We start from the raw sequence: 21248 nt of genomic DNA on the forward strand, positions 1-21248 counted from the left end.
TAAAAAAATGAAGCTATGCCAAGCGGAAAGAAGAAAAAAAGACATAAAATGTCAACGCACAAGCGTAAAAAAAGACTAAGAAAGAACAGACATAAAAGCAAAAAGTAATTTTTAGTCTGAAGGACAAAATAAAGAACAAACTTGTGAAGCAAAATGTCTCGCGAGTTTGTTCTTTGTTTAAGAGAGCAAAAGTAGCAATTACGCTACTGAATAATCATTAACTAAAGCAATTATTGTGACAAGCGAACTCGTTGTTGACGTACAGCCCAAAGAGGTATCCATCGCACTCCTCGAAGACAAGAGCCTGGTGGAACTTCAAAGCGAAGGAAGAAATATCTCCTTCTCAGTGGGCAACATGTATTTAGGACGCATCAAGAAATTGATGCCCGGCCTGAATGCCTGCTTCGTGGACGTGGGTTACGAGAAAGATGCTTTTCTTCATTATCTGGACTTAGGTCCTCAATTTAACTCATTAGAGAAGTACGTAAAGCAGACTTTAAGCGACAAAAAAAAGCTGAATCCCATTACGAAAGCAACCATACTTCCCGACCTTGAAAAGGATGGAACCGTTTCCAACACACTCAAGGTAGGACAAGAAGTAGTGGTGCAGATTGTCAAGGAGCCTATTTCAACCAAAGGGCCGCGACTTACTTCCGAACTCTCCTTTGCCGGAAGATACCTCGTGCTGATTCCCTTTAATGACAAGGTTTCCGTATCACAAAAAATTAAATCGAGCGAGGAACGCGCCCGCCTCAAACAATTGCTGATGAGCATCAAGCCTAAAAACTTCGGTGTCATCGTCCGTACCGTTGCCGAGGGAAAACGCGTAGCCGAACTTGACGGAGAGCTTAAAGTATTACTGAAACACTGGGAAGACGCCATTACCAAGGTACAGAAAGCTACCAAGTTTCCGACTCTGATTTACGAAGAAACCAGCCGTGCCGTCGGATTGTTGCGCGACTTGTTCAATCCTTCATTTGAAAACATCCACGTGAACAACGAAGCTGTTTTCCATGAAATCAAGGATTATGTGACACTCATTGCCCCTGAACGGGCAGGAATCGTGAAACTGTACAAAGGACAACTTCCCATCTATGACAATTTCGGTATCACCAAACAGATTAAGTCCTCATTCGGAAAGACTGTTTCATACAAAAGTGGTGCCTACCTGATTATTGAGCATACCGAGGCGCTTCACGTAGTGGACGTGAACAGCGGTAACCGCATCAAAAATGCCAACGGGCAGGAGGCCAACGCACTGGAAGTGAATCTGGGAGCAGCCGATGAATTAGCACGCCAGCTACGACTGAGAGATATGGGTGGTATCATCGTGGTGGACTTCATTGACATGAACGAAGCCGAAAACCGACAGAAGCTTTACGAACGCATGTGCCAGAATATGCAAAAAGACAGGGCACGCCATAACATCCTACCGCTCAGTAAATTCGGGCTGATGCAGATTACACGCCAACGCGTGCGCCCGGCCATGGATGTCAATACTACGGAAACCTGTCCTACCTGTTTTGGAAAAGGCACAATCAAATCGTCCATCCTCTTTACGGACACCTTAGAGAGTAAAATTGACTACCTGGTCAATAAATTGAAGATAAAGAAATTCTCGTTACACATCCACCCGTACATTGCAGCCTATATCAATCAGGGACTTGTTTCCCTGAAACGGAAATGGCAGATGAAGTACGGATTCGGTATCAAGATTATTCCCGACCAGAAACTCGCTTTCCTGGAATATATCTTCTACGACCTGCAAGGGGAAGAGATTGATATGAAGGAAGAAATTGAAATCAAATAAAAGAAAGACGGCGAAGACAAAAAATCTTCGCCGTCTTTTTTATTTTACTTGTCCGCTTTCAATAAAGGCAAACGGCAGTCATCACAAAGCCAGACGGTAAATCTCTTTACTGTTTTCTTTTGTCAACTTCACATAGTTACCGACAAACTCGCCCTTATTACGGTGCAGATTTTCTGCCAACCGATCTATGTCCGGATGTTCAATACCCAGCTCCTTGAAGTTGACAGGCAATCCCAGATAACGGAAAAAATGTTTCAAGCGCGCCACTCCGGCCAAAGCCATCTCCTCCAAGTCTTCCGATTCCGGAATACCAAAAATACGGCTGGCAAACTGCGCTACTTTCTTCGGATGATGTTCTGCCGCAAAAGTCATCCATGCCGGAACAACTACGGACAATCCGGCACCATGCGTCACATCATAGATGGCGCTTATCTCATGTTCCAGGAAATGGGAAGCCCAGTCTTCCTCACAACCCACGCCACAAGTACCGTTATGGGCAATAGTCCCACACCACATAATGTTGGCACGGGCCCCGTAATCTTCCGGATTCTGTTTGAGACGATATGCTTCCTTGATAATGGCCGTCAGTGTACCTTCACAAAGTCTGTCACTGATTTCCACATCCTGCGTATTGGTAAAATAACGTTCCATGATATGTACCATCATATCGGCAACGCCGCATGCTGTCTGGAAAGGAGGCAGAGTATAAGTCAACTCCGGATTCATGATGGAGAACACCGGACGCAACAACTCCGGCACACGCAGACTCAATTTCTGAAGAGTATCCACCTTAGTGATTACCGAGTTTCCGGAACCTTCACTGCCGGCAGCCGGAATAGTCAGCACTACCGCCACTTTCAACGCCCTGCTTACCTTGGCTCTCCCGATAAAGAAATCCCAGAAATCACCGGCATAGGGTACACCGGCAGCAATGGCCTTTGCCGTATCGATTACGGATCCACCACCTACCGGAAGCATCATATCCACTTGCTCGCGACGGCATATTTCAATTCCCTCATACACTTTCGTATCCACGGGATTAGGCTGAATACCTCCAAATTCACAATAGCCGACACCGGACTCTTGCAGGGATTTCTTTACCCTGTCCAGCAAACCGCTACGGACAACAGAACCGCCGCCATACACTATCATAACCTTGCGCGCGCCATATTTATGTGCCAATGCACCGACCTGCATTTCCGTATCCTTGCCGAAAACAAACTCGGTAGGACTATAAAAAACGAAATTATTCATACTTATCAGCAGATATATTTACTGTATCTTTCAAAGAAACGCTTAAACGCCCCCCATTTCATCAGTCCTTTTTCAAAGACCAGAATACCCAGCAAGGCACAAGATATGCCCAACAGTACATCTATCAGATAATGATGTCCCGAATAAACCGCCGTCCACCAGATGCCCACCATGATTACAGCAAAGACAGCTGCCAGCCATTTTTTGCTACGGCCGATGATTGCATAAACTAAAGCGACCACCATATAAGCGGCATGCAGCGAAGGTACCGCTGCAAAGACATTGGCATTCCTGCCGTAAATGGAGTTGAAAACGGAGCAGCCCAGCAACTCGTCAAAACGTCCCAGACCCGCTACATTGCCCGGAGTATCGAGTATCGGCTCAAAACCGTAGTTCATGGCATACCAGGGCGGCGCAGCCGGATGGATATAATATCCGGCAAAACCTATGAGATTCACCAACAGGAATACCATCGCAAAGCGCAGGTACACTTTACGGTCGCCCTTCAAGTAAAGCCACAGACCAAAAGCAATGGGCACAGGTACCCAACACAAGTAAAAGACGCCCGCAAAAAAATCGGCCGCCGGGCAATGGTTCAGCGCAAAATACTCGCAAGGAATAAGCGTCATACCATTTACCGACACCCCGAAAAGGGATTTCTCCGCTTCATACAATCCCCGTACATCAATAGGATTCACTTGATAATTGGGATATACCCGCATCCAGTCATACGAAATGCCGAATATAAAGAACGGCAAGAGTGCCACCGCCAGCTTACGCGTCGTATTTCCCGCAAAAAACAAGGCGAGAAACACACCGGCCATCAAGAAGTGTTCCGGACGGAGCCCGATACAGGCTGCCGTCAGAATCAGAAAAAATGCCGTAATGACAATCACCAGGACCGCCTCTTTCACAGAAGGAAACAACTTATTGCCCATCATTTGTTCTTCAGAAGTTTATAGCAATGCGATATGCGGGCAAATGCGGTCAGATTTGCCAGAACGGCAATCAATGCCAGAGGTACAATCAATATCAACATAGGGTCGAAGGCCGTGCAATCTCCAAAGACACCGCAGAAAATAGCGCCGAGAGCAGTCAGGACAACACGCTCGGGACGTTGCATGAACCCGACCTTACACTCCAGGCCAAGACCTTCCGCACGTGCACGCACATAACTTACCATCAACGAGCCTATCAAAGCTATGAACGTAATCATAGAACCCCACAGATATCCCTGCAATATCAAGTAGTAGAAGATACCGAACAGAGTCACCAGCTCGCTGTAACGGTCGAGAACCGAATCAAACAATGCCCCGAACGTAGAGCTCATGTTCCCCACACGCGCCACACGGCCGTCCATCATATCAAACAATCCGGCAAAAAGCACAATGCCGCCCCCCCAGCCCACATAGGCCAGTTCACCGCTTTTATACATACCCGCATAGACAAACAAGGCAGCAGCCACGATATTCAACACCAGTCCGGTAGTTGTAATAAAGTTGGGCGTAATGCCAATCTTAATCATACCACGCACAACAGGATTGATAATCTTATAAATCACCTGTTGCAACCAATCTCTATAATTCATACTCATCTTTTTTATTCTCAAGATACTGTTTAAAAAAGCCCTTTATATTGTGATTCCTGTAAACAAAAACCCGCTGCAAATGATAGTTCCAGAAGAAAGCGACCAATACAGCTACGACGACCTTTGACAGGATAAATACATTGTCAACATAATAGCCCAACAGACCGTTCACCCATGTCATGCCGGTGAGCCATTCTGTCAAGGCAAATGTCCCCCAAGTATTGAGCAGGATACTGCCCCCCCAGACGAACACATATTTTACGGCGACATGTGTCTTCTTGCAATTCTCCGCATGAAACACCCAACCGTAATTAATGACACAATTCACCACTCCACCTACAATGGAACCGGTAAATGTGGCATAAAGGTAAAATACTTCAAACACTTTTACCAAAAGAATGGTGACCAGAAAATCGACAAAACTTGCAAACTGCGCAGACAGCTGTGCCTTGAAAAAGACCCAGGCGGCATGGCGCGGTTTCACACCCTTGCTTTTTTCTTTCACCCCAACACCCATCTTATAACAATCAAGACAATGAAGCCATAAACACCGGACAAAATATCATCCATCATCACTCCCACTCCACCCGGCAAACGTTCCATCCGGCGAATGCCCAATGGCTTAAAAATATCAAACAAACGAAATAACGCAAATGCCCCCAGGGCATACCATATATGTCCGGAAGGCGCCGCAAGCAGAGTTATCCATACCCCCACCATTTCATCCACCACCACACGGGAAGGATCTTCTCCCCAGCATTCCTCCAGACGGTCGGCAGCCCATATACCTGCCCAGGTAAACACTAAGACCAATGCTACCGTCAGCCATAACAAGCAAGTCTCCGAAACTAAAAAAGACAGCCCCAACCAGATAAGAGCCGCCACTAAAGCCCCCGCAGTTCCGGGTGCAAAAGGAGAAAAGCCCGAGCCGAAGCCCGTGCCGATAATCACAGGGAGGAGAGAGGGTTTCTTCATCAAAGAAAAGGATAAGGTGTAAATATAGCAAAGCAGTAAAATGATAGGGCAATAGGGTGAAAAAGTCTTGAACCGGGACCTTTTTATCACTCTATCACCCTATCATCCTATCATTATTTTTTAATCCAGATAGCTCGGTGCAGTCTCGCCAACCATATTACGGAGCGTTTCTTTCACCATACGCCACTGCTGGAACAAGTCGTGTACAGGCTGATGCTCGAAATCATGCATCGGGCTCTTGCAGAAGAATGACAGCCAAGTCTGGATGCCACACATGCCTGCACGCAATGCAAGGTCACTGAAGATTACCAAGTCAAGCGCGATAGGAGCAGCCAGGATCGAGTCACGGCACAAGAAATTGACTTTGATTTCCATCGGATAACCCATCCAGCCGAAGATATCAATGTTGTCCCACGCTTCCTTATTGTCCTTGCGGGGAGGATAATAGTTGATACGTACTTTGTGATAAACATCACCGTACAGGTCGGGGAATTTCTCAGGTTCGAAGATATTGTCGATAACGGACAGCTTGCTGACCTCCTTTGTCTTGAAGTTTTCCGGTTGGTCAAGCACTTCCCCGTCACGGTTACCCAGGATGTTGGTAGAGAACCAGCCGCTCACACCCAGCATACGGGTCTTGAACATCGGAGCGAGAACAGTTTTCATCAACGTCTGTCCACTCTTGAAGTCCTTTCCGGAGATAGGCACATTCATTTTCTTGGAGAACTCCCACATAGCCGGAGTATCTACGCACAAGTTGGGAGCACCCATGATGAACGGGGCACCTTCCGCAATCGCGGCGTATGCGTAACACATACTCGGAGAGATGACTTCGGTATTGTTTTCCTTCATCGCCTTTTCCAAAGAAGCGAGAGACTCATGCTCCTTTGCCAGAGGAATATAAATTTCAGTACTTGCAGCCCACAGCACGGCAATACGCTCGCAATTATTGGCAGCCTTGAAGTTACGGATATCTTCACGCAACTGTTCCACCATATCCCAGCGGGTATCCGCATGCTTGATATGAGTACCATTCAGACGCTTTGCAAAATTATGGTCGAAAGCGGCCGGCATGGGTTTGATTGCCTGCAACTCATCTTTTACAAGATTCAAGTCTTTTTCTTTCAAAACCTCAGCATACATTGCAGCTTCGTATGCATTGTCCGGAAAGATATCCCAGCCACCGAAAACGATATCATTCAAATCTGCCAAAGGCACAACGTCTTTGATAAGCTTTTCCTTGCCGTCTTGCATGCGCATAGTAGCCATTTGGGTGATTGAGCCTATAGCTTTTGCCAAGCCCTTGCGAGCAGCCAATGTACCTGTAATCATGGTAGTTGCAACCGCACCACCTACTCCGACTACCAACACGCCAAGACGTCCGGTTGCCGGTTTAATGTTTTCTTTCATTGCCATTGTATTATTTAGAGTTTAAAAAATTGCTCAAATTTAGGGTATTTTGCCCAATTGGGATTAGTCATTTTATCCGATTTAATGTTCTATTAGTAAGATTTAAGTTAAAATGTCATATGCAGGCTTATTCTTAGCCCGGATTTGTCGATATTCGGTAAATTTCGGTAAGTCAAACGCCATACATAATCGACGCGCAATACTTTAAGGATATTTTCAATTCCCGCACCCACTTCCACATACGGAGTATGCCCCATAACAGTACTTCCCGCAGGAAAACGGAACAGTCCGTCACTTAAAGCAGGGTTGTTCTTGTCACTCAGATTGCCGTACAATCCGCGGCAGGAAAGCACTTCCCTCCATTTTAACTTTTTGAGCAGGGGGATGCGGTTGAAAACAAAGCCGTTCAGATAATAGGTCACATCCCAGGAAGCATATTCATCGTTCATGAATTCCATTGCATTCATCAGTGAATAGGATTCGGGCTGGATGGTGTAGGACAAATTGGCATTCGGAATAATCAGCAAAGGGAAAGGCACCTTGTTCCAGACTTTTCCTGCCTTCAGGATAATGTCGGTGTAGCCGAAAGCCGAAAACCAGAAACGTTTCTGAAAACCCGCCTCCGTATAATGATAGGTGTAATCGCCTCCCAAAACATTTTTGGCGGCCATCGTATGCGAGAGGGAAAATACCGGAGCATCCAGCGAGACCGGAAAACGGTTCCACTGTGTCTGGAAAAATTTTTCATTCGGAGCATAACGCAACTTCAGCTCCAATTCACTGGTATGGATACTTTTCACATAATCAGTATGGCCGGGAACTTCTCCCGCAGCCTCCTCCTGCCTGATGAAGGGAATGAGACGGGAAGACTCGTCACGCCTCAGGCGGGTAATCAGCTGATAGGAAAAACCGGAATGAAACTCACTGGTATAGGTCAGCTCCGCTTTTTGCTGATAGCCGATGCGGTCATCCTTCTGCCGCTTCAAAGCAAGGAAAACATTATCCTGGCTGGTGTAGAGATAATGTTGTCCGTATTGGTTCACATCGGACAAGTAACTGGCCTTCAACGAGTGGATGGGGAACTCATTGGCATATTCCTTTTTCCTGTTGAAAGAGTATTCCAGTTCCGCAAGCCCCTTCACCCGGTGATCGCGGAAACCATAGGCCATGTATCCCCTGGCAAACAAATGCGGGTTCAGCCATGCCGTAGTCATACCGCCCGCCCTTAACCGCACGCCTTCCAGTGCATTTCCGCTGATAGTGGTATTCATCATGCCGATGTAGAACAAAGGCGCCTTCTCCTTAGGGGCAGGGATATAGCCCGTGAACAGCACTTTCAGCACCTTCTCTGTCCAGTAGTACACAGGATAGCTACGCAACTGCGCCATCATCTTATCTACGGAAGTCTCCTTTTTGCTGACCTCCACATGGCGGTTAGCATCCCAGTAAGCCTCCGGCCGTGCGGAAGCAGTCAAATCTTCAATCACCTTTTCCGGCTTGCGGAACGCCTGCAAAGCCTTGTCATCCGCCTCGTACTTATAATTCCGGTAGTACACATCCCGTTTGGCATAGATACCGTCACTGCTATCCACCAGCTTGAATTCCGTGGTGATACTCTCATTGACAAGCTGCCGCGTGCCATCCTCCGCCCTGTCAAAATCCTGTTCTATCTTCATGTAGTCCACAAAGTTCAGATTGATCTTTTGGGGAAAGTTCATGACTACACGCCGGACAAAGTAAGTGCTGTCGAGCATGACATACAAATGTCCCGTAAAACCGAACGATTCGGAATTGAACGGCACGAACGTCAAATCTACACATGGCCTCCCTGCAACGGAAATCGTGTCCATCAGATAATATTTATAAAAAGAAGGTCCCAAAGAAGAAAGCGGGCTGACAAACTTATTGGTAAACAGCGTAATGTTGTTCTCATAAATATCCACATCGGTCATCGTGACGCTGATGGCCTGCTCCATGCCCTGCTGGGACAGCATCTCGTCCACTCCCGCCTGCCTGCGTGCCTGCACCCACTGTTTCTCGCTGTGTGGGGACCTGCGGTAGTAATCCGTTGCAAGCAGCTCGCGGTTGGAGATGGCCAATACAGGCTTGCCCGTCACGGCCGATGTATCTACATAGTCCGTCAGGAACTTGAATTTACGGTAAATCCATTTCTGCTGCTTCAAGCTATCAAAATTATTGATGGCAAACGTCATCTTCTCGTAACGGTCACGTTGCCAGAAGTCACGCTCGTCGGGAGAATAGTCATCCCGATGCTCGATCATCCTCCGCACAAATTCCACAGCCGGGTTGTCCTTTTTCCTATAGCGCTCCCGTTTAGGCTTCACCACGACTTCGTTCAACGCATAAGTAGCCGGAGAGAGCGCTATCTTCAAACGCTCGGCCCGCGCAGGATGTATCAAACATGCATATTCATTATACCCCACGGCCGAAACGACCAATGTGGCTTCCGGACGGTAAGTCTTGAAGGAGAAACGGCCCTCATTGTCGGTCATGCCCCCTTCCGTAGTCCCTTTCAGATAAACGGACATATAAGGCAGCGGCTCCTTGGTCAATGAGTCGGTGACAACGCCCTGCACCCTATACTGCGCCTGCAACGGCAGAATAACCAGCTGCATGAACAGAAATACCCTAAAAAACAATTTCATACCCAATCTTTACCTGATTTAGTCCGCAAAGGTACGGAAGAAAACTTTTTCTAAAAGTTCGGTTTTACGGAATAAATGTTCTAAAAAACCACTTTTCCTCCAAACACTTCACGTTAAAAGCCGTTGTATAGCGAAACGAGGCCTGAAGGAGCATCGATGCCGTACCCGGTCCGATAAAATCTGTATTCTTTCTACTTTTCCTGTTTGCTGTCGGCCTGCTGATATAAGACAATCGGGCACCGGTACCTATTAATTTGAACGATCCGAAGAAGTATGGCCGGAAATGCAGGCCACTATTTTTTCCCTTGCCAATATTTATTCGTCCGACAGTTGTCGGACGATAATTCAACAACTGTCGGACGATAATTCAACAGCTGTCGGACGAATAGGAAACATATATCGGACGATTAATTTCATGCAAGGAAAGATATAATACACCGCATGGATGGAAATTATTCACCGGATGTCCTCATTTACGTTCTTTCATGGCAGAAATCCCCTTGCGCGTAGGTTATTACACGGAAATTGATATGATCAAGCGTTAAATAGAATCCGGAAGCGAGTCAAGCCATCATTGCAGGTACGTAGGGAGAATGTACAACCATGACGGGTCAGTACTTCACGGATAAACACCAGGCCGATTCCCTGCCCGTTCGGCTTGGTGGAAAAGAAGGGGCTGAAGAGTTTAGCTTCGGCCTCTTTGCCAATTCCGGGACCATTGTCGACGATTTCTATATAAGCGGGGGCAGTGGTCCTAACTATAATCTCTCCCGGCTTGTCCCGCCCGGCGTCCCCCTCTATACTTTCAGCGGCATTCTTGATGATATTTACCAGTACCTGTTCAAAGAGGGAAGCATCCAGGCGGACCGTTCCCACTTCCGGATCACATTCCAGGCGCAGGGCAATCTGCCTGTCGTTGCACATGCCCTCCATAAAACGCTTGCACATAGATACCAATTCATTCAGCCGTACAGGCGCCAAAGTAGGTTCGGGAATCTTCACCACATCTGCAAAACGGGTGATGAAGCGGCTCATCGAAAAACAACGTTCCGTACAGACACGCATCACGTCGCAAATGTCCTCCATGTCATCTTCCGCAGAAAGTACCTGCTCCACGGTGTCCAGCGTGGAAGTGATACCCGCAGTCGTGTTGTTTACCTCATGGGCAATCATGCGGATCACCTTCTCGTACGCCCGTTTCTCGGCACGCATCACTTCCTCCGTCATGCGTTCTATCAAAAAGAAAGGATGTCTGAACCCCCGGTCAATAAAAAAAGAATGGGTACATTTATAGACATTGGCGTCGTTCAGCCGAACCACCGCCGTTTCATCTTTGGGGATAGTCGCCAGCTCGGCAGCCAAAGGAGAGTCCACCTGTTCCAGCCGTTTACCCGTCGCCTCTTCCAGCCGTACTCCGAGCATTTTCACAGCCATCGGATTCACTTGGGATACCTCACCGTCCATATTCGTGATGACAACTCCCATCGGGGAGGCTTGAATAAGCAAGTCCAGGAAGTGATTCTGCTCGCGCATCCTCAGCCGCTCATTCTTGAGCTGTTCCATCATGCGGTTGAATATATTCACGATTCGGTCCGCCTCGTACTGCCCCACCCGGCTGAGGCGGCTGCTGAAATCCTGCTCGCGCAATAATTCCATACCACTGCCAATCGTATTCATCGGCTTCACTATTTTACGATAGAACACTATCAGATAAATCAGTATGAATGCAATCAACACCTCGATGATATACAGGTGCATAAAGTGCATCTTGCCGACAAAATAAATCAGCGATCCGCCCAGACCGAGCAGAAAGAGAACGAGTATGAAAAAGAAGAATTTAATGCGCACGGGAGTTACTCATAATTTATGTTATATTTTTCCAACCGGCGATAAAGTGCCGCACGGCTGATTCCTAATGTCACGGCCACCTGGCTGAGATTTCCTTTATGCAGTTCCAAAGCCTGCAAGATAGTCTGCCGTTCTATTTCATCCAGCGTCATACCGGCAAACGAGGTGCCTTCGGCCGCTTTTGCCGGTTCGTCATGCCGCATATACTGGGCATCAAAGTCAGAGGCGTCCAGCACCGGCTTCCCGCTGACCAGAATCGTCCGTTCCACCAGATTCTTCAATTCACGGATATTGCCCGGATAAGGCAGGCGTGAAAGGAAGTTCAGCGCATCTGCCGAGAAATCCGTATGCGGCAGACCGTTTGCCTCGGCCTGGCGGTCGGCAAAATGACGTACCAACAGGGGGATATCTTCACGGCGCTCACGCAAGGAAGGCAATTTTACGGTTATCAGATTGATGCGATAGAACAAATCTTCGCGGAAAGTGCGTTCGGCAACCATCTTGCGCAAATCGGCATTGGTAGCGGACACCACACGCACATCTACCTTTCGGGGACGGCTGTCGCCCAAGACCTCGAAAGTCTGGTCCTGCAACACTCTCAACAGTTTCACTTGGCAAGACGGGGCAAGATCCCCTATCTCATCCAGAAAGATAGTACCTTTGTTTGCCATCTCGAAACGGCCTATACGGTCGGCGCTCGCATCGGTAAACGCACCTTTCTTGTGCCCGAACATCTCACTCTCGAACAGGCTTTGTGAGATGCCGCCAAGATTAACTTTCACAAAAGGCTGCTTCAAACGCTGGCTGTTGATGTGAATGGCTTCCGCAATCAGTTCCTTGCCGGTTCCGCTTTCTCCCGTGATAAGTACGGAAGCATTGGTGCGGGCTATGCGGGCAACCGTATCCAACACATCCGTCAAACCTTTCGACTTTCCGATAATGTGGCTGCGGTTCAAAGCGCTGCCCGCTTCTTCGGAAACCTCCTTCGGAGCAGCGGTCAGTTCCAGGGCGGTTTCTATGCGCTGCAACAAGGCTGCATTGTTCCACGGCTTGGTGATGAAATCGAAAGCTCCCGCCTGCATGCCCTGCACGGCCAGCTGAATGCTCCCCCAGGCCGTCATCAGAATGACCGGCACGCCGGGACGAAAGACCTTTACCTGCTTCAACAGCGTGAGTCCCTCTTCTCCGGTAGTGGAAAGAGTGAAATTCATGTCCATCAATATCAAGGCAGGTTCTTCGGCACGGACCATGTCCATAGCCTCGCGGGGTCCCGGAGCAGTCTTTACTTCGTATCCGGCACGTTTCAACATAAAACTAAGTGAAGAACGTACAGCGCTATCATCGTCTATTATCAGTATCATAATGGATTTTGCAGTTTGTTTCTCGCAAAAATAAAGAAAAAAATACAGTTCTTGATTATAAGTTATCGGTTATTTGCCTGCAACAGTACACTATATTCTTATTTTCAGCCCGATAACTGATAACTTATAACTTTCCGGTCACCCCCTTACAATGTCATCAAAGTCTGCTTCCAACTCAGTATTGCGTTCAAAGTCCCAAAGAGTGAGGCTGCGGAGTTGATAGAAGTAGTACCAGAAGTAATAAAGTTCCGAAATGTGTTTCTGCCGGGCCTCATCCTTAGAGTTTTGCGCATCATTCAAGTCCAGTGTGCTGATTTTGCCAATCATAAAGGTCTCCACACTGGTCTGATAACGTTTCTCGGCAATCGCATCGGCCTCTTCCGCAATATCCAACTGTTGCGCCTGGTTATTGAAGTTTGCCACCAACAGGAAAATATCCTGGTTGAAATCCATCTGTTCCTGGCGGAGCTTCGACAGAACCACTTCACGGTTGCTCTTTGCCACCCGCACCTTTCCTCGGCGTTTTCCCCAGTCGAGGATAGGTATCTTCACACCCACTTTCACAATCTGGTTATCAAGTAAGTCCTGATAGGCAGAGGAGAACTCATGATTCTGCCCGGTATAACCCACACTGGCAAAAAGGTCAATGCTCCTCAGGTTTCCCCGCGCCGTGGCAACTTCATAGTCGGCCTCCAGCTGGCGGCGGCGGATATTCTGTGCAAAAGAGTTACGTTCCAATGCCTTGTTCAGTACCCGGTCGTACTCCATCTTTATATCGGGAACGGAAGCCGGCAATACCGGATTCAGGACATCCTGCTCGGACACTCCCAAGAACGAACGGAGCTGGAACATCTTGGCATTCAGATTACTTTCCGATTCCGTCACATCGGCTTTCCCCTGCAAGGCATTCAATTTAAGCTGCAGCAGATCGTTCTCCGAAATCTGCCCCATTTTACGTTTGGCGATAGCCACTTCATAAAGGCGGTCGGCGTTCGTCTTGTTCTGTTCCGCCGTGGCAAGCGCTTCTTTGGCCAACAGCAGCTGGAAGAAATAAGTGATGGTCTTCATCGTCACTTCTTCCGTGGCCGAAATAAAGGCAGCCTTTGCCTCTGCATAGCGCACCGGCTCGATGCGACGGTTCCACTTCAGGTTATTGACCCCGAAGACAGGCTGGGTCAACTCAAGGCTCACGGGAACGGACATAAATTGTTTGTTGCCCCCGGATCCCAACTGCTTGATATAATCCAGCGAAGAAGCCAGAGACAACTTACCTCCCGTAAACCAGATATTCTGGTCAATGGAAAGCTGGCCGGACAAACCTAACGTATTGTTACGGACGAAACTGTAGGAACCGTCGGAGTTCTGATAGGTATTGTATGATTTGTTGTAGTTGGGCAACGTTCCGGTGAAATTCACTTCCGGCAACAGGTCCGCACGGAAAGTACGGTATTCCCAATAAGCGGTTTTCAACTCATTCAGAGCAACGGCAGCATCTACAGACTGGGTACGCGCCAAGGCAATGGCCTCCGCCAGGGTAATGTCACGTTCATGTTCCCGCGCATCGTTCTGTGCCGAAACGGCCAACGGCATTAAAAAACAAGCTATAAGTAAAATATTCTTTTTCATGTTCGGTCTTTAAAGTTTCCGCCAGAAGAAAAGCAAAGACCGTGCCAAGCGGCAAGAATGGTACCGGAGAGGGGTAAGTGTTCGTTTTCGGACAGTAGAGATGTCCGCAAACGAACAGAGAGCCCCACATCTCCGGAGGAGACTTTTACAGTACCCCTTTCGAACTTGGCAATTCGTAATGGTAAATGTCCCGTTTCACGGCCATCTTGAGCGCACGCGCCAGTGCCTTGAAAATCCCCTCTATTTTATGGTGTTCGTTCTGCCCCTCTGCTTTGATATTAAGATTCATCCTGGCTGCGTCGCTCAATGACTTAAAGAAATGCAGAAACATCTCCGTAGGCATCTCTCCTATCTTTTCGCGCTTGAACCCGGCATCCCACACCAGCCAGGGACGCCCCCCGAAGTCAAGACATACCTGACACAGGCAATCATCCATAGGCAGGGCGTAGCCATACCTCTCGATGCCCCGCTTGCTGCCCAATGCCCGGTACAGGCATTCACCCAACGCAAGCGCCGTGTCTTCTATGGTGTGATGCTCGTCCACTTCCAAATCGCCCTTCACACGGACAGTCAGATCCAGACCGCCATGTTTGCCTATCTGCTCCAGCATGTGGTCAAAGAATCCAAGCCCGGTGTGGATATCACATGCTCCGTTGCCATCAAGATTCACAGCCACATAGATATCCGTCTCTTTCGTAGTACGGCGTATTTCCGCCTTCCGCTCACCGGCGAAAAGGAATTCGGCAATCTTGTCCCAATCTTTTGTCGCAAGCATGCAGACTGATTCCAGACCTTCGCAGGCAGCTTCTCCACCTTCTGCTTTGGGCTTCAGGCAAGCGGTATCATCCTGCAGAAGAATGGCCCGACATCCCAGATTCTTTGCCAGTTCCACATCTGTAGGGCGGTCTCCTATCACAAAACTGTTTGCCAAGTCGTAATCCGGGTTATCCAGATACTTCGTCAGCATGCCCGTACGGGGCTTACGTGTCGGGGCAAGGTCTTCCGGCATACTGCGGTCAATACAAACCTCATCGAACGTAATGCCTTCCCCCTCCAACGTTTTCATCATCAGATTGTGTGCCGGCCAGAAAGTCTCTTCCGGAAAAGATGCCGTACCCAGTCCGTCCTGGTTCGTCACCATGACAAACTCAAAATCCAGTTTGCTGCGGATGAAGCCAAGGTTACGCATGACTTTCGGATAAAATTCAAGCTTTTCCAAAGCATCCAACTGATAATCCACCGGCGGCTCAATGACCAATGTACCGTCACGGTCTATAAATAATAGTTTCTTCATAAATTTTTCCATATTATCATCCCCTGCTATTGCGGGAAACTCTTCAACGCCTCAATCAGTTTCTCATTTTCCACTCTTGTCCCCACCGTCACACGCAGGCAGTTTCCGCACAAAGAAACAGAATTACGGTTACGGACGATAATCCCCTTCCCTACCAGAAAATTATAAATCGCCACCGCATCCGTTACACGCGCCAAGAAAAAGTTAGCATCCGAAGGGAATATCCTTACGCAACAAGGCAACTGCATAAACTCTGCCTCCAGCTCTTCACGCGCCTCCTTCAGCGTCTTTATCCAACGCTCTATCTCATAATAGCGGTGCAGCATCTCCAAAGCCTGTTTCTGAGTCAGTTCATTCACATTATAAGGATACTTTATCTTACTGAGAATACCGATGATTTCCGCCGAGGCGAATGCCATACCCAGACGGATAGCCGCACATCCCCATGCTTTGGAAAAAGTCTGGAGAACTATGAGATTGGGGTATCTGCCCAATTCTTCCAGAAAGGAAGGAGCTTCCGAGAAATCATTGTAGGCTTCATCCAATATGACCAAACCATCAAAACCACGAACCAGTTTCTCTATTTCGCCGCGGAGAAGGTCATTCCCGGTAGGATTGTTGGGAGAGCAAATGAAAATCAGCTTGGTATGCCCGTCCGCCGCTTCCAGCAACCGATCTGCTGAAAACTGAAAGTTCTCGTCGAGCAGCACCTTGCGGTACTCCACATCATTTATCTCCGCACAAACCTGGTACATGCCGTATGTAGGGTCGATGGCAACCACATTGTCCACACGAGGCTCGCAGAAAGCACGAAATACAAGGTCGATAGCCTCGTCGCTGCCGTTGCCTAAAAAAATGTTTTCCGGGTTTACTTTCTTTATCTTGGACAATGCCTTTTTTAAATCCCTCTGCATAGGATCCGGATAACGGTTGTGCGGCAGATTATACGGATTCTCGTTGGCATCGAGAAATACGGATGCAGCCGCACCATTATATTCGTCGCGTGCCGAAGAGTACGGTTTCAAGCGCCAGATATTCGGACGGGTAAGTTCTTGCAATGTTTTCAACATGTTATTTACGATTTAACGATTCATATCTCTATCTTTTATCTGTCTCCTCCATGAGTGTACGAAATCAATTTTCAATCTCCAATTCCTTCAGTCTCACAGTGACTGCATTTTTGTGCGCAGCCAACTGTTCATTGGCGGCCATTACTTCAATGGCAGGACCGATAGCCCTGATTCCCTCCGGCTTGATTTCCTGAAAAGTTATCTTACGGATAAAACTATCCAGACTGACACCGCTGTAAGCTTTGGCATAACCATTTGTCGGCAAGGTATGGTTGGTGCCCGAAGCATAGTCCCCGGCACTTTCCGGACTCAATGAGCCCAAGAAAACCGAACCAGCATTCACAACCTTGCCTGCAACAGACATATAGTCGGCTGTCTCGATGATCAGGTGTTCGGGAGCATAGGCATTGGTCAGTTCAATGGCCTCCTCCAGGCTGCGTACCACAATCAGCTTACTGTTGGCCAATGATTGTTCCGCAATCTCCTTACGCGGCAGCAGAGCCAACTGGCGCTCCACCTCCTCTTTCACCGCTTGCTGCAAACGGGCAGAAGTAGTAACCAGCACTGCCTGGCTATCCGCCCCGTGTTCTGCCTGGCTCAACAAATCAGCCGCGACAAATACCGGATTGGCAGTCTCATCCGCCAACACCTCCACCTCGGAAGGTCCTGCGGGCATATCAATCGCAACGTCACGCAGACTTACCAATTGCTTGGCCGCTGTAACATACTGGTTTCCAGGACCAAAAATCTTATATACTTTAGGTACACTCTCCGTACCATACGCCATGGCAGCAATGGCCTGCACACCACCGACCTTGAAGATACGGCTCACACCGGCAACTTTCGCCGCAAACAGCACGGCAGGATGCACCTTACCGTCTTTGCCCGGAGGGGTACAAAGTACAATCTCCTTGCATCCGGCAATCTTGGCGGGAACGGCAAGCATCAGCACAGTAGAAAACAGCGGAGCCGTTCCCCCCGGGATATACAGTCCCACTTTCTCTATGGCAACAGCTTTCTGCCAACAGGCAACTCCCGGTTGTGTCTCTACTTTTTTCCCTTCAAAGCGTTGTGCGGCATGAAAGGTTTCGATGTTCTGTTTCGCCAGCCGGATAGCCGCCTGCAAATCTTCGCTAACCAGCGTTTCGGCCTCCGCCTGCTCTTCAGCCGACACGACAAGTGAACTCAGAATTGCCTTGTCAAACTTCTCTTCATATTCCAGGACAGCCCGGTCGCCTTCTGCCTTTACACGATTGATGATGCTCCGTACCGTATCGAACAGATTTTCGGTATTCATCACCGGGCGCTTCAGCATTTCAGTCCATTGTGATTGATCTGGATTTGATATCAGAATCATAATAAATTGGGGTCTTCGTTAAGTTATTCTTGAATTATCTTTTAAAGAATCATCTTCTCAATAGGCAGCACCAATATTCCTTCCGCTCCCAACGCTTTCAGCTTGCCTATAATCTCCCAGAAACATTTTTCATCCAATACCGTATGCACAGAGCACCATCCCTCTTGTGCCAACGGCATCACTGTAGGACTCTTCATGCCCGGAAGAACGCTGACTATCTCGTCCAGTTTATCTTTGGGAGCATTCATCAGCACGTATTTCTTGTCTTCAGCCGTTTTTACAGCATCCATACGGAAAAGGAGCTCCCGCAAGATCTCCAGCTTCTCCTCACTCATGTTCTTGTTTCCAATCAGCAAGGCTTCTGACTTCATCACCACTTCCACTTCCTTCAGACGATTGCTTACCAATGTGGAACCCGAACTCACAATGTCAAAAATGGCATCTGCCAGACCGATGCCCGGCGCCACTTCCACAGAACCGGTGATAACATGGATCTCTGCACTCACTCCCTGTTCCTTCAAGTAAGCAGAAAGGATTCCGGGATAAGAGGTGGCAATCTTCCTTCCTTCAAACCAAGTCACACCAGGATATTCAATATCCTTCGGCATTGCCAATGACAAACGGCATTTGCTGAAACCCAACCGCTTTACAATCTCCGCATCCTCTTTTTTTTCTACAAATTCATTCTCGCCCACGATACCGATATCGGCAACTCCGGTTGCCACAGACTGGGGAATATCATCGTCCCTCAGGAACAACACCTCCAAAGGAAAATTCGAAGACTGTACCAGCAGCGAACGTTTCATGGCACTCAGTTTAATATCCGATTCCTCCAAAAATGACATTGTCTCATCGTAGAGACGCCCTTTAGCTTGTACTGCAATTCTTAACATAAGGTTATTTGTTAGTTATGATTTACCGTTTTGCTTGAAGACAGAAAACAAAAAACGAGGCTCACCGATAATCGGTAAGCCTCGTCCTTTATGTTCTACGTTATACACATACACTCATACGCCCACCGAGTTATTCGTCAGGATGATGATGATAATGATGTGCTACGATATTCTTCATATTCTTTATTTTAATGCGACAAAAGTAAACGTTTCGTTCGGAACTTCCAAGGATTTATCACAAAAAGTTCACTTTTTCTTTCAAATTCATTGCAAACGACCAATAATCTTATAAGAAAGAACTAAATCAACGGCAATATTTCTTCCGGTTCTACGTCACAATGATGGAAATACATTTCCTTTTCAGCCTTCTCCTTCGGAAAGGTGAAATAAGTGCAGGTAGCTTCCGTACAAAGTTCTCCGGCGCTATCGTACAGACGAGCCTCTATTATGGCAATGTTACGCTTTTGTTCACGGAGGGAAGCACGCAATACGACATGTGTATCTTCCGTTGAAATGGATCTGCGGAAACGCGTTTCCATCTTCGATGTCACCCCACCGGTTTGCAATTTGCGGAATACTACCCAACCACATATTTCATCCAACAATACCGACTGGATGCCACCATGCAACGTATTCAGCCATCCTTGATATTCAGGACGCGGTTTCCAGATGCTCACTATCTCGTCACCGTCCTCATAAAACTCCATTCTTACACCGGCTTCATTATCGGGAGAGCAACCGAAGCAATTGTAGCCTTCCATACTTTTCCATGGATTGATAATCTTCTTCATAACTGTTTCTATTGATTCTTCAATGAGACAAAGATAGCACAAAATCAAGAGCATAATAAGACGGAACAAAAAAAACACTCCATTATCTTTCCTTTTTACGGCATTTTCCTTATCTTCGTTCATACAAGAGACCTAAAATGATTAATTGTAAAAACTCATTTTTAATAGAAGTAATGCTGAAAAGGGGTATCGGTTGGTTATGGATAATATGCCTACCTTTCTCTTTGTTTGCCCAAGACGAAGTGAAAGATTCTCTCATGCATGACAGCATTGCCCCTACAGCCCGGCAACGGGGCTTTGTCGAAACAATCAAGAAGTTTCTCAACTTCAGTGATTTCGATACGACCTATATAAGCCCCAACCGGTATAACTATGCCCTGATGCTCGATCATTTCACGAATTACGAGTATTATTCCGTCAAGAATACCTCTCCCACCCCCCAGCGCCTCAGTTTCTCGCCCAAACCTCATAATAAAATCGGAGTTTATTTCGGCTGGCGCTGGATATTTCTGGGATGGGCTATCGATACGGACGGACTCTACGGAAAGAAAAGCGGAAAGGACAGAGGAACGGAATTCGACCTCAGCCTTTACAGTTCCAAGATAGGAGTGGACATCTTCTACCACCGCACCGGCAATAATTACAGGATAGACAAGGTTACAGGATTCTCCGAGGACATTCCTTCAAATTACTCTGAAGATTTCAGCGGACTGAAAGTGAGGATGAAAGGTCTGAACCTATATTACATTTTCAACAACCGTCGTTTTTCCTATCCGGCGGCATTCAGCCAGTCCACCAACCAACGCCGCAATGCAGGCTCATTCATTGCCGGCTTTTCCACATCCACACACAACCTGAATTTTGATTACACCAAACTTCCTGCAATTATCCAAGAAAACATGAATCCCGGCATGAAAGTAAAGCATATCAAATACACCAATATCAGCCTGAACTTCGGCTATGCCTACAACTGGGTGTTCGCACGCAACTGCCTTGCGTGCCTGTCGCTCAATCCGTCCATCGCATATAAGACATCCCAAATAGAGAAAGAAGAAAATGAAAAAAAAGACTGGTACAAAAATTTCAATATAGACTTTATCGTACGGGCAGGCATTGTTTACAATAACAGCAAATATTTCATAGGCACCTCGTTCCTTGGCAGGACGTATGATTATTACCGGAACAATTTTTCCTTGAACAATGGCTTCGGTACCCTGCAAGTATATGCCGGCTTCAACTTCTATCTGAAAAAGGAACACCGGAAAACCAAACCGATTCAATCAAAATAACCCGGCAACAGCTTCG

Annotated in this window: 17 protein-coding genes; 2 read left to right on the top strand and 15 right to left on the bottom strand. The window is 47.6% G+C overall.

Annotated elements, in window-relative coordinates; all coding sequences use genetic code 11:
- Positions 1-235 precede the first annotated feature (235 nt).
- On the top strand, positions 236-1810 hold the full coding sequence (locus tag HMPREF9446_RS03490; protein WP_009124036.1) for an Rne/Rng family ribonuclease: 1575 nt from the start codon (positions 236-238) through the stop codon (positions 1808-1810).
- Positions 1811-1891: 81 nt separating this feature from the next.
- Here the strand turns inward: HMPREF9446_RS03490 and HMPREF9446_RS03495 are convergent, their stop codons facing one another.
- The 15 genes from HMPREF9446_RS03495 to HMPREF9446_RS03565 form a co-directional block, all read right to left on the bottom strand.
- On the bottom strand, positions 1892-3064 hold the full coding sequence (locus HMPREF9446_RS03495) for an iron-containing alcohol dehydrogenase (RefSeq protein WP_009124037.1): 1173 nt from the start codon (positions 3062-3064) through the stop codon (positions 1892-1894).
- 5 nt (positions 3065-3069) lie between these two features.
- On the bottom strand, positions 3070-4002 hold the full coding sequence (locus HMPREF9446_RS03500; RefSeq protein WP_039968484.1) for a phosphoinositol dihydroceramide synthase: 933 nt from the start codon (positions 4000-4002) through the stop codon (positions 3070-3072).
- Complete coding sequence (locus tag HMPREF9446_RS03505) at positions 4002-4652, bottom strand: CDP-alcohol phosphatidyltransferase family protein (protein ID WP_009124039.1); 651 nt, start codon at positions 4650-4652, stop codon at positions 4002-4004. The genes HMPREF9446_RS03500 and HMPREF9446_RS03505 overlap by 1 nt, the downstream gene beginning before the upstream one ends.
- Complete coding sequence (locus HMPREF9446_RS03510; protein WP_009124040.1) at positions 4642-5169, bottom strand: GtrA family protein; 528 nt, start codon at positions 5167-5169, stop codon at positions 4642-4644. The genes HMPREF9446_RS03505 and HMPREF9446_RS03510 overlap by 11 nt, the downstream gene beginning before the upstream one ends.
- Positions 5154-5627, bottom strand: coding sequence for a phosphatidylglycerophosphatase A family protein (locus HMPREF9446_RS03515; protein ID WP_009124041.1), 474 nt, complete (start codon positions 5625-5627; stop codon positions 5154-5156). The genes HMPREF9446_RS03510 and HMPREF9446_RS03515 overlap by 16 nt, the downstream gene beginning before the upstream one ends.
- A 120-nt stretch (positions 5628-5747) precedes the next feature.
- Positions 5748-7037, bottom strand: coding sequence for an inositol-3-phosphate synthase (locus HMPREF9446_RS03520; protein WP_039968486.1), 1290 nt, complete (start codon positions 7035-7037; stop codon positions 5748-5750).
- Between the two features lie 107 nt (positions 7038-7144).
- A complete protein-coding gene (locus HMPREF9446_RS03525) occupies positions 7145-9703 on the bottom strand; it encodes a DUF5686 and carboxypeptidase-like regulatory domain-containing protein (protein ID WP_009124043.1) in 2559 nt (852 codons plus the stop codon).
- A 534-nt stretch (positions 9704-10237) separates the two neighbouring features.
- Positions 10238-11551 carry a sensor histidine kinase gene (locus HMPREF9446_RS03530; RefSeq protein ID WP_009124044.1) on the bottom strand — a complete coding sequence of 438 codons (1314 nt, stop codon included), beginning with the start codon at positions 11549-11551 and terminating at the stop codon, positions 10238-10240.
- Between the two features lie 5 nt (positions 11552-11556).
- Positions 11557-12912 carry a sigma-54-dependent transcriptional regulator gene (locus HMPREF9446_RS03535; RefSeq protein ID WP_009124045.1) on the bottom strand — a complete coding sequence of 452 codons (1356 nt, stop codon included), beginning with the start codon at positions 12910-12912 and terminating at the stop codon, positions 11557-11559.
- 138 nt (positions 12913-13050) lie between these two features.
- Entirely contained in the window at positions 13051-14538 is a 1488-nt protein-coding gene (locus tag HMPREF9446_RS03540; protein WP_009124046.1) for a TolC family protein, read from the bottom strand.
- A gap of 145 nt (positions 14539-14683) precedes the next feature.
- A complete protein-coding gene (gene hisB / locus HMPREF9446_RS03545; RefSeq protein WP_039968400.1) occupies positions 14684-15832 on the bottom strand; it encodes a bifunctional histidinol-phosphatase/imidazoleglycerol-phosphate dehydratase HisB in 1149 nt (382 codons plus the stop codon).
- A 26-nt stretch (positions 15833-15858) separates the two neighbouring features.
- Positions 15859-16902, bottom strand: coding sequence for a histidinol-phosphate transaminase (hisC, locus tag HMPREF9446_RS03550; protein ID WP_009124049.1), 1044 nt, complete (start codon positions 16900-16902; stop codon positions 15859-15861).
- 64 nt (positions 16903-16966) lie between these two features.
- Positions 16967-18259 carry a histidinol dehydrogenase gene (gene hisD / locus HMPREF9446_RS03555; RefSeq protein ID WP_009124050.1) on the bottom strand — a complete coding sequence of 431 codons (1293 nt, stop codon included), beginning with the start codon at positions 18257-18259 and terminating at the stop codon, positions 16967-16969.
- A gap of 41 nt (positions 18260-18300) precedes the next feature.
- On the bottom strand, positions 18301-19152 hold the full coding sequence (hisG, locus tag HMPREF9446_RS03560) for an ATP phosphoribosyltransferase (protein ID WP_009124051.1): 852 nt from the start codon (positions 19150-19152) through the stop codon (positions 18301-18303).
- 299 nt (positions 19153-19451) lie between these two features.
- Positions 19452-19943, bottom strand: coding sequence for a PaaI family thioesterase (locus tag HMPREF9446_RS03565; RefSeq protein WP_039968488.1), 492 nt, complete (start codon positions 19941-19943; stop codon positions 19452-19454).
- Between the two features lie 173 nt (positions 19944-20116).
- Here HMPREF9446_RS03565 and HMPREF9446_RS03570 point away from each other — a divergent pair, with 173 nt between their 5' ends.
- Complete coding sequence (locus HMPREF9446_RS03570; RefSeq protein ID WP_039968404.1) at positions 20117-21232, top strand: DUF4421 domain-containing protein; 1116 nt, start codon at positions 20117-20119, stop codon at positions 21230-21232.
- Positions 21233-21248 lie beyond the last annotated feature (16 nt).

This window comes from Bacteroides fluxus YIT 12057 (assembly GCF_000195635.1).
GTDB classification, from domain to species: domain Bacteria; phylum Bacteroidota; class Bacteroidia; order Bacteroidales; family Bacteroidaceae; genus Bacteroides; species Bacteroides fluxus.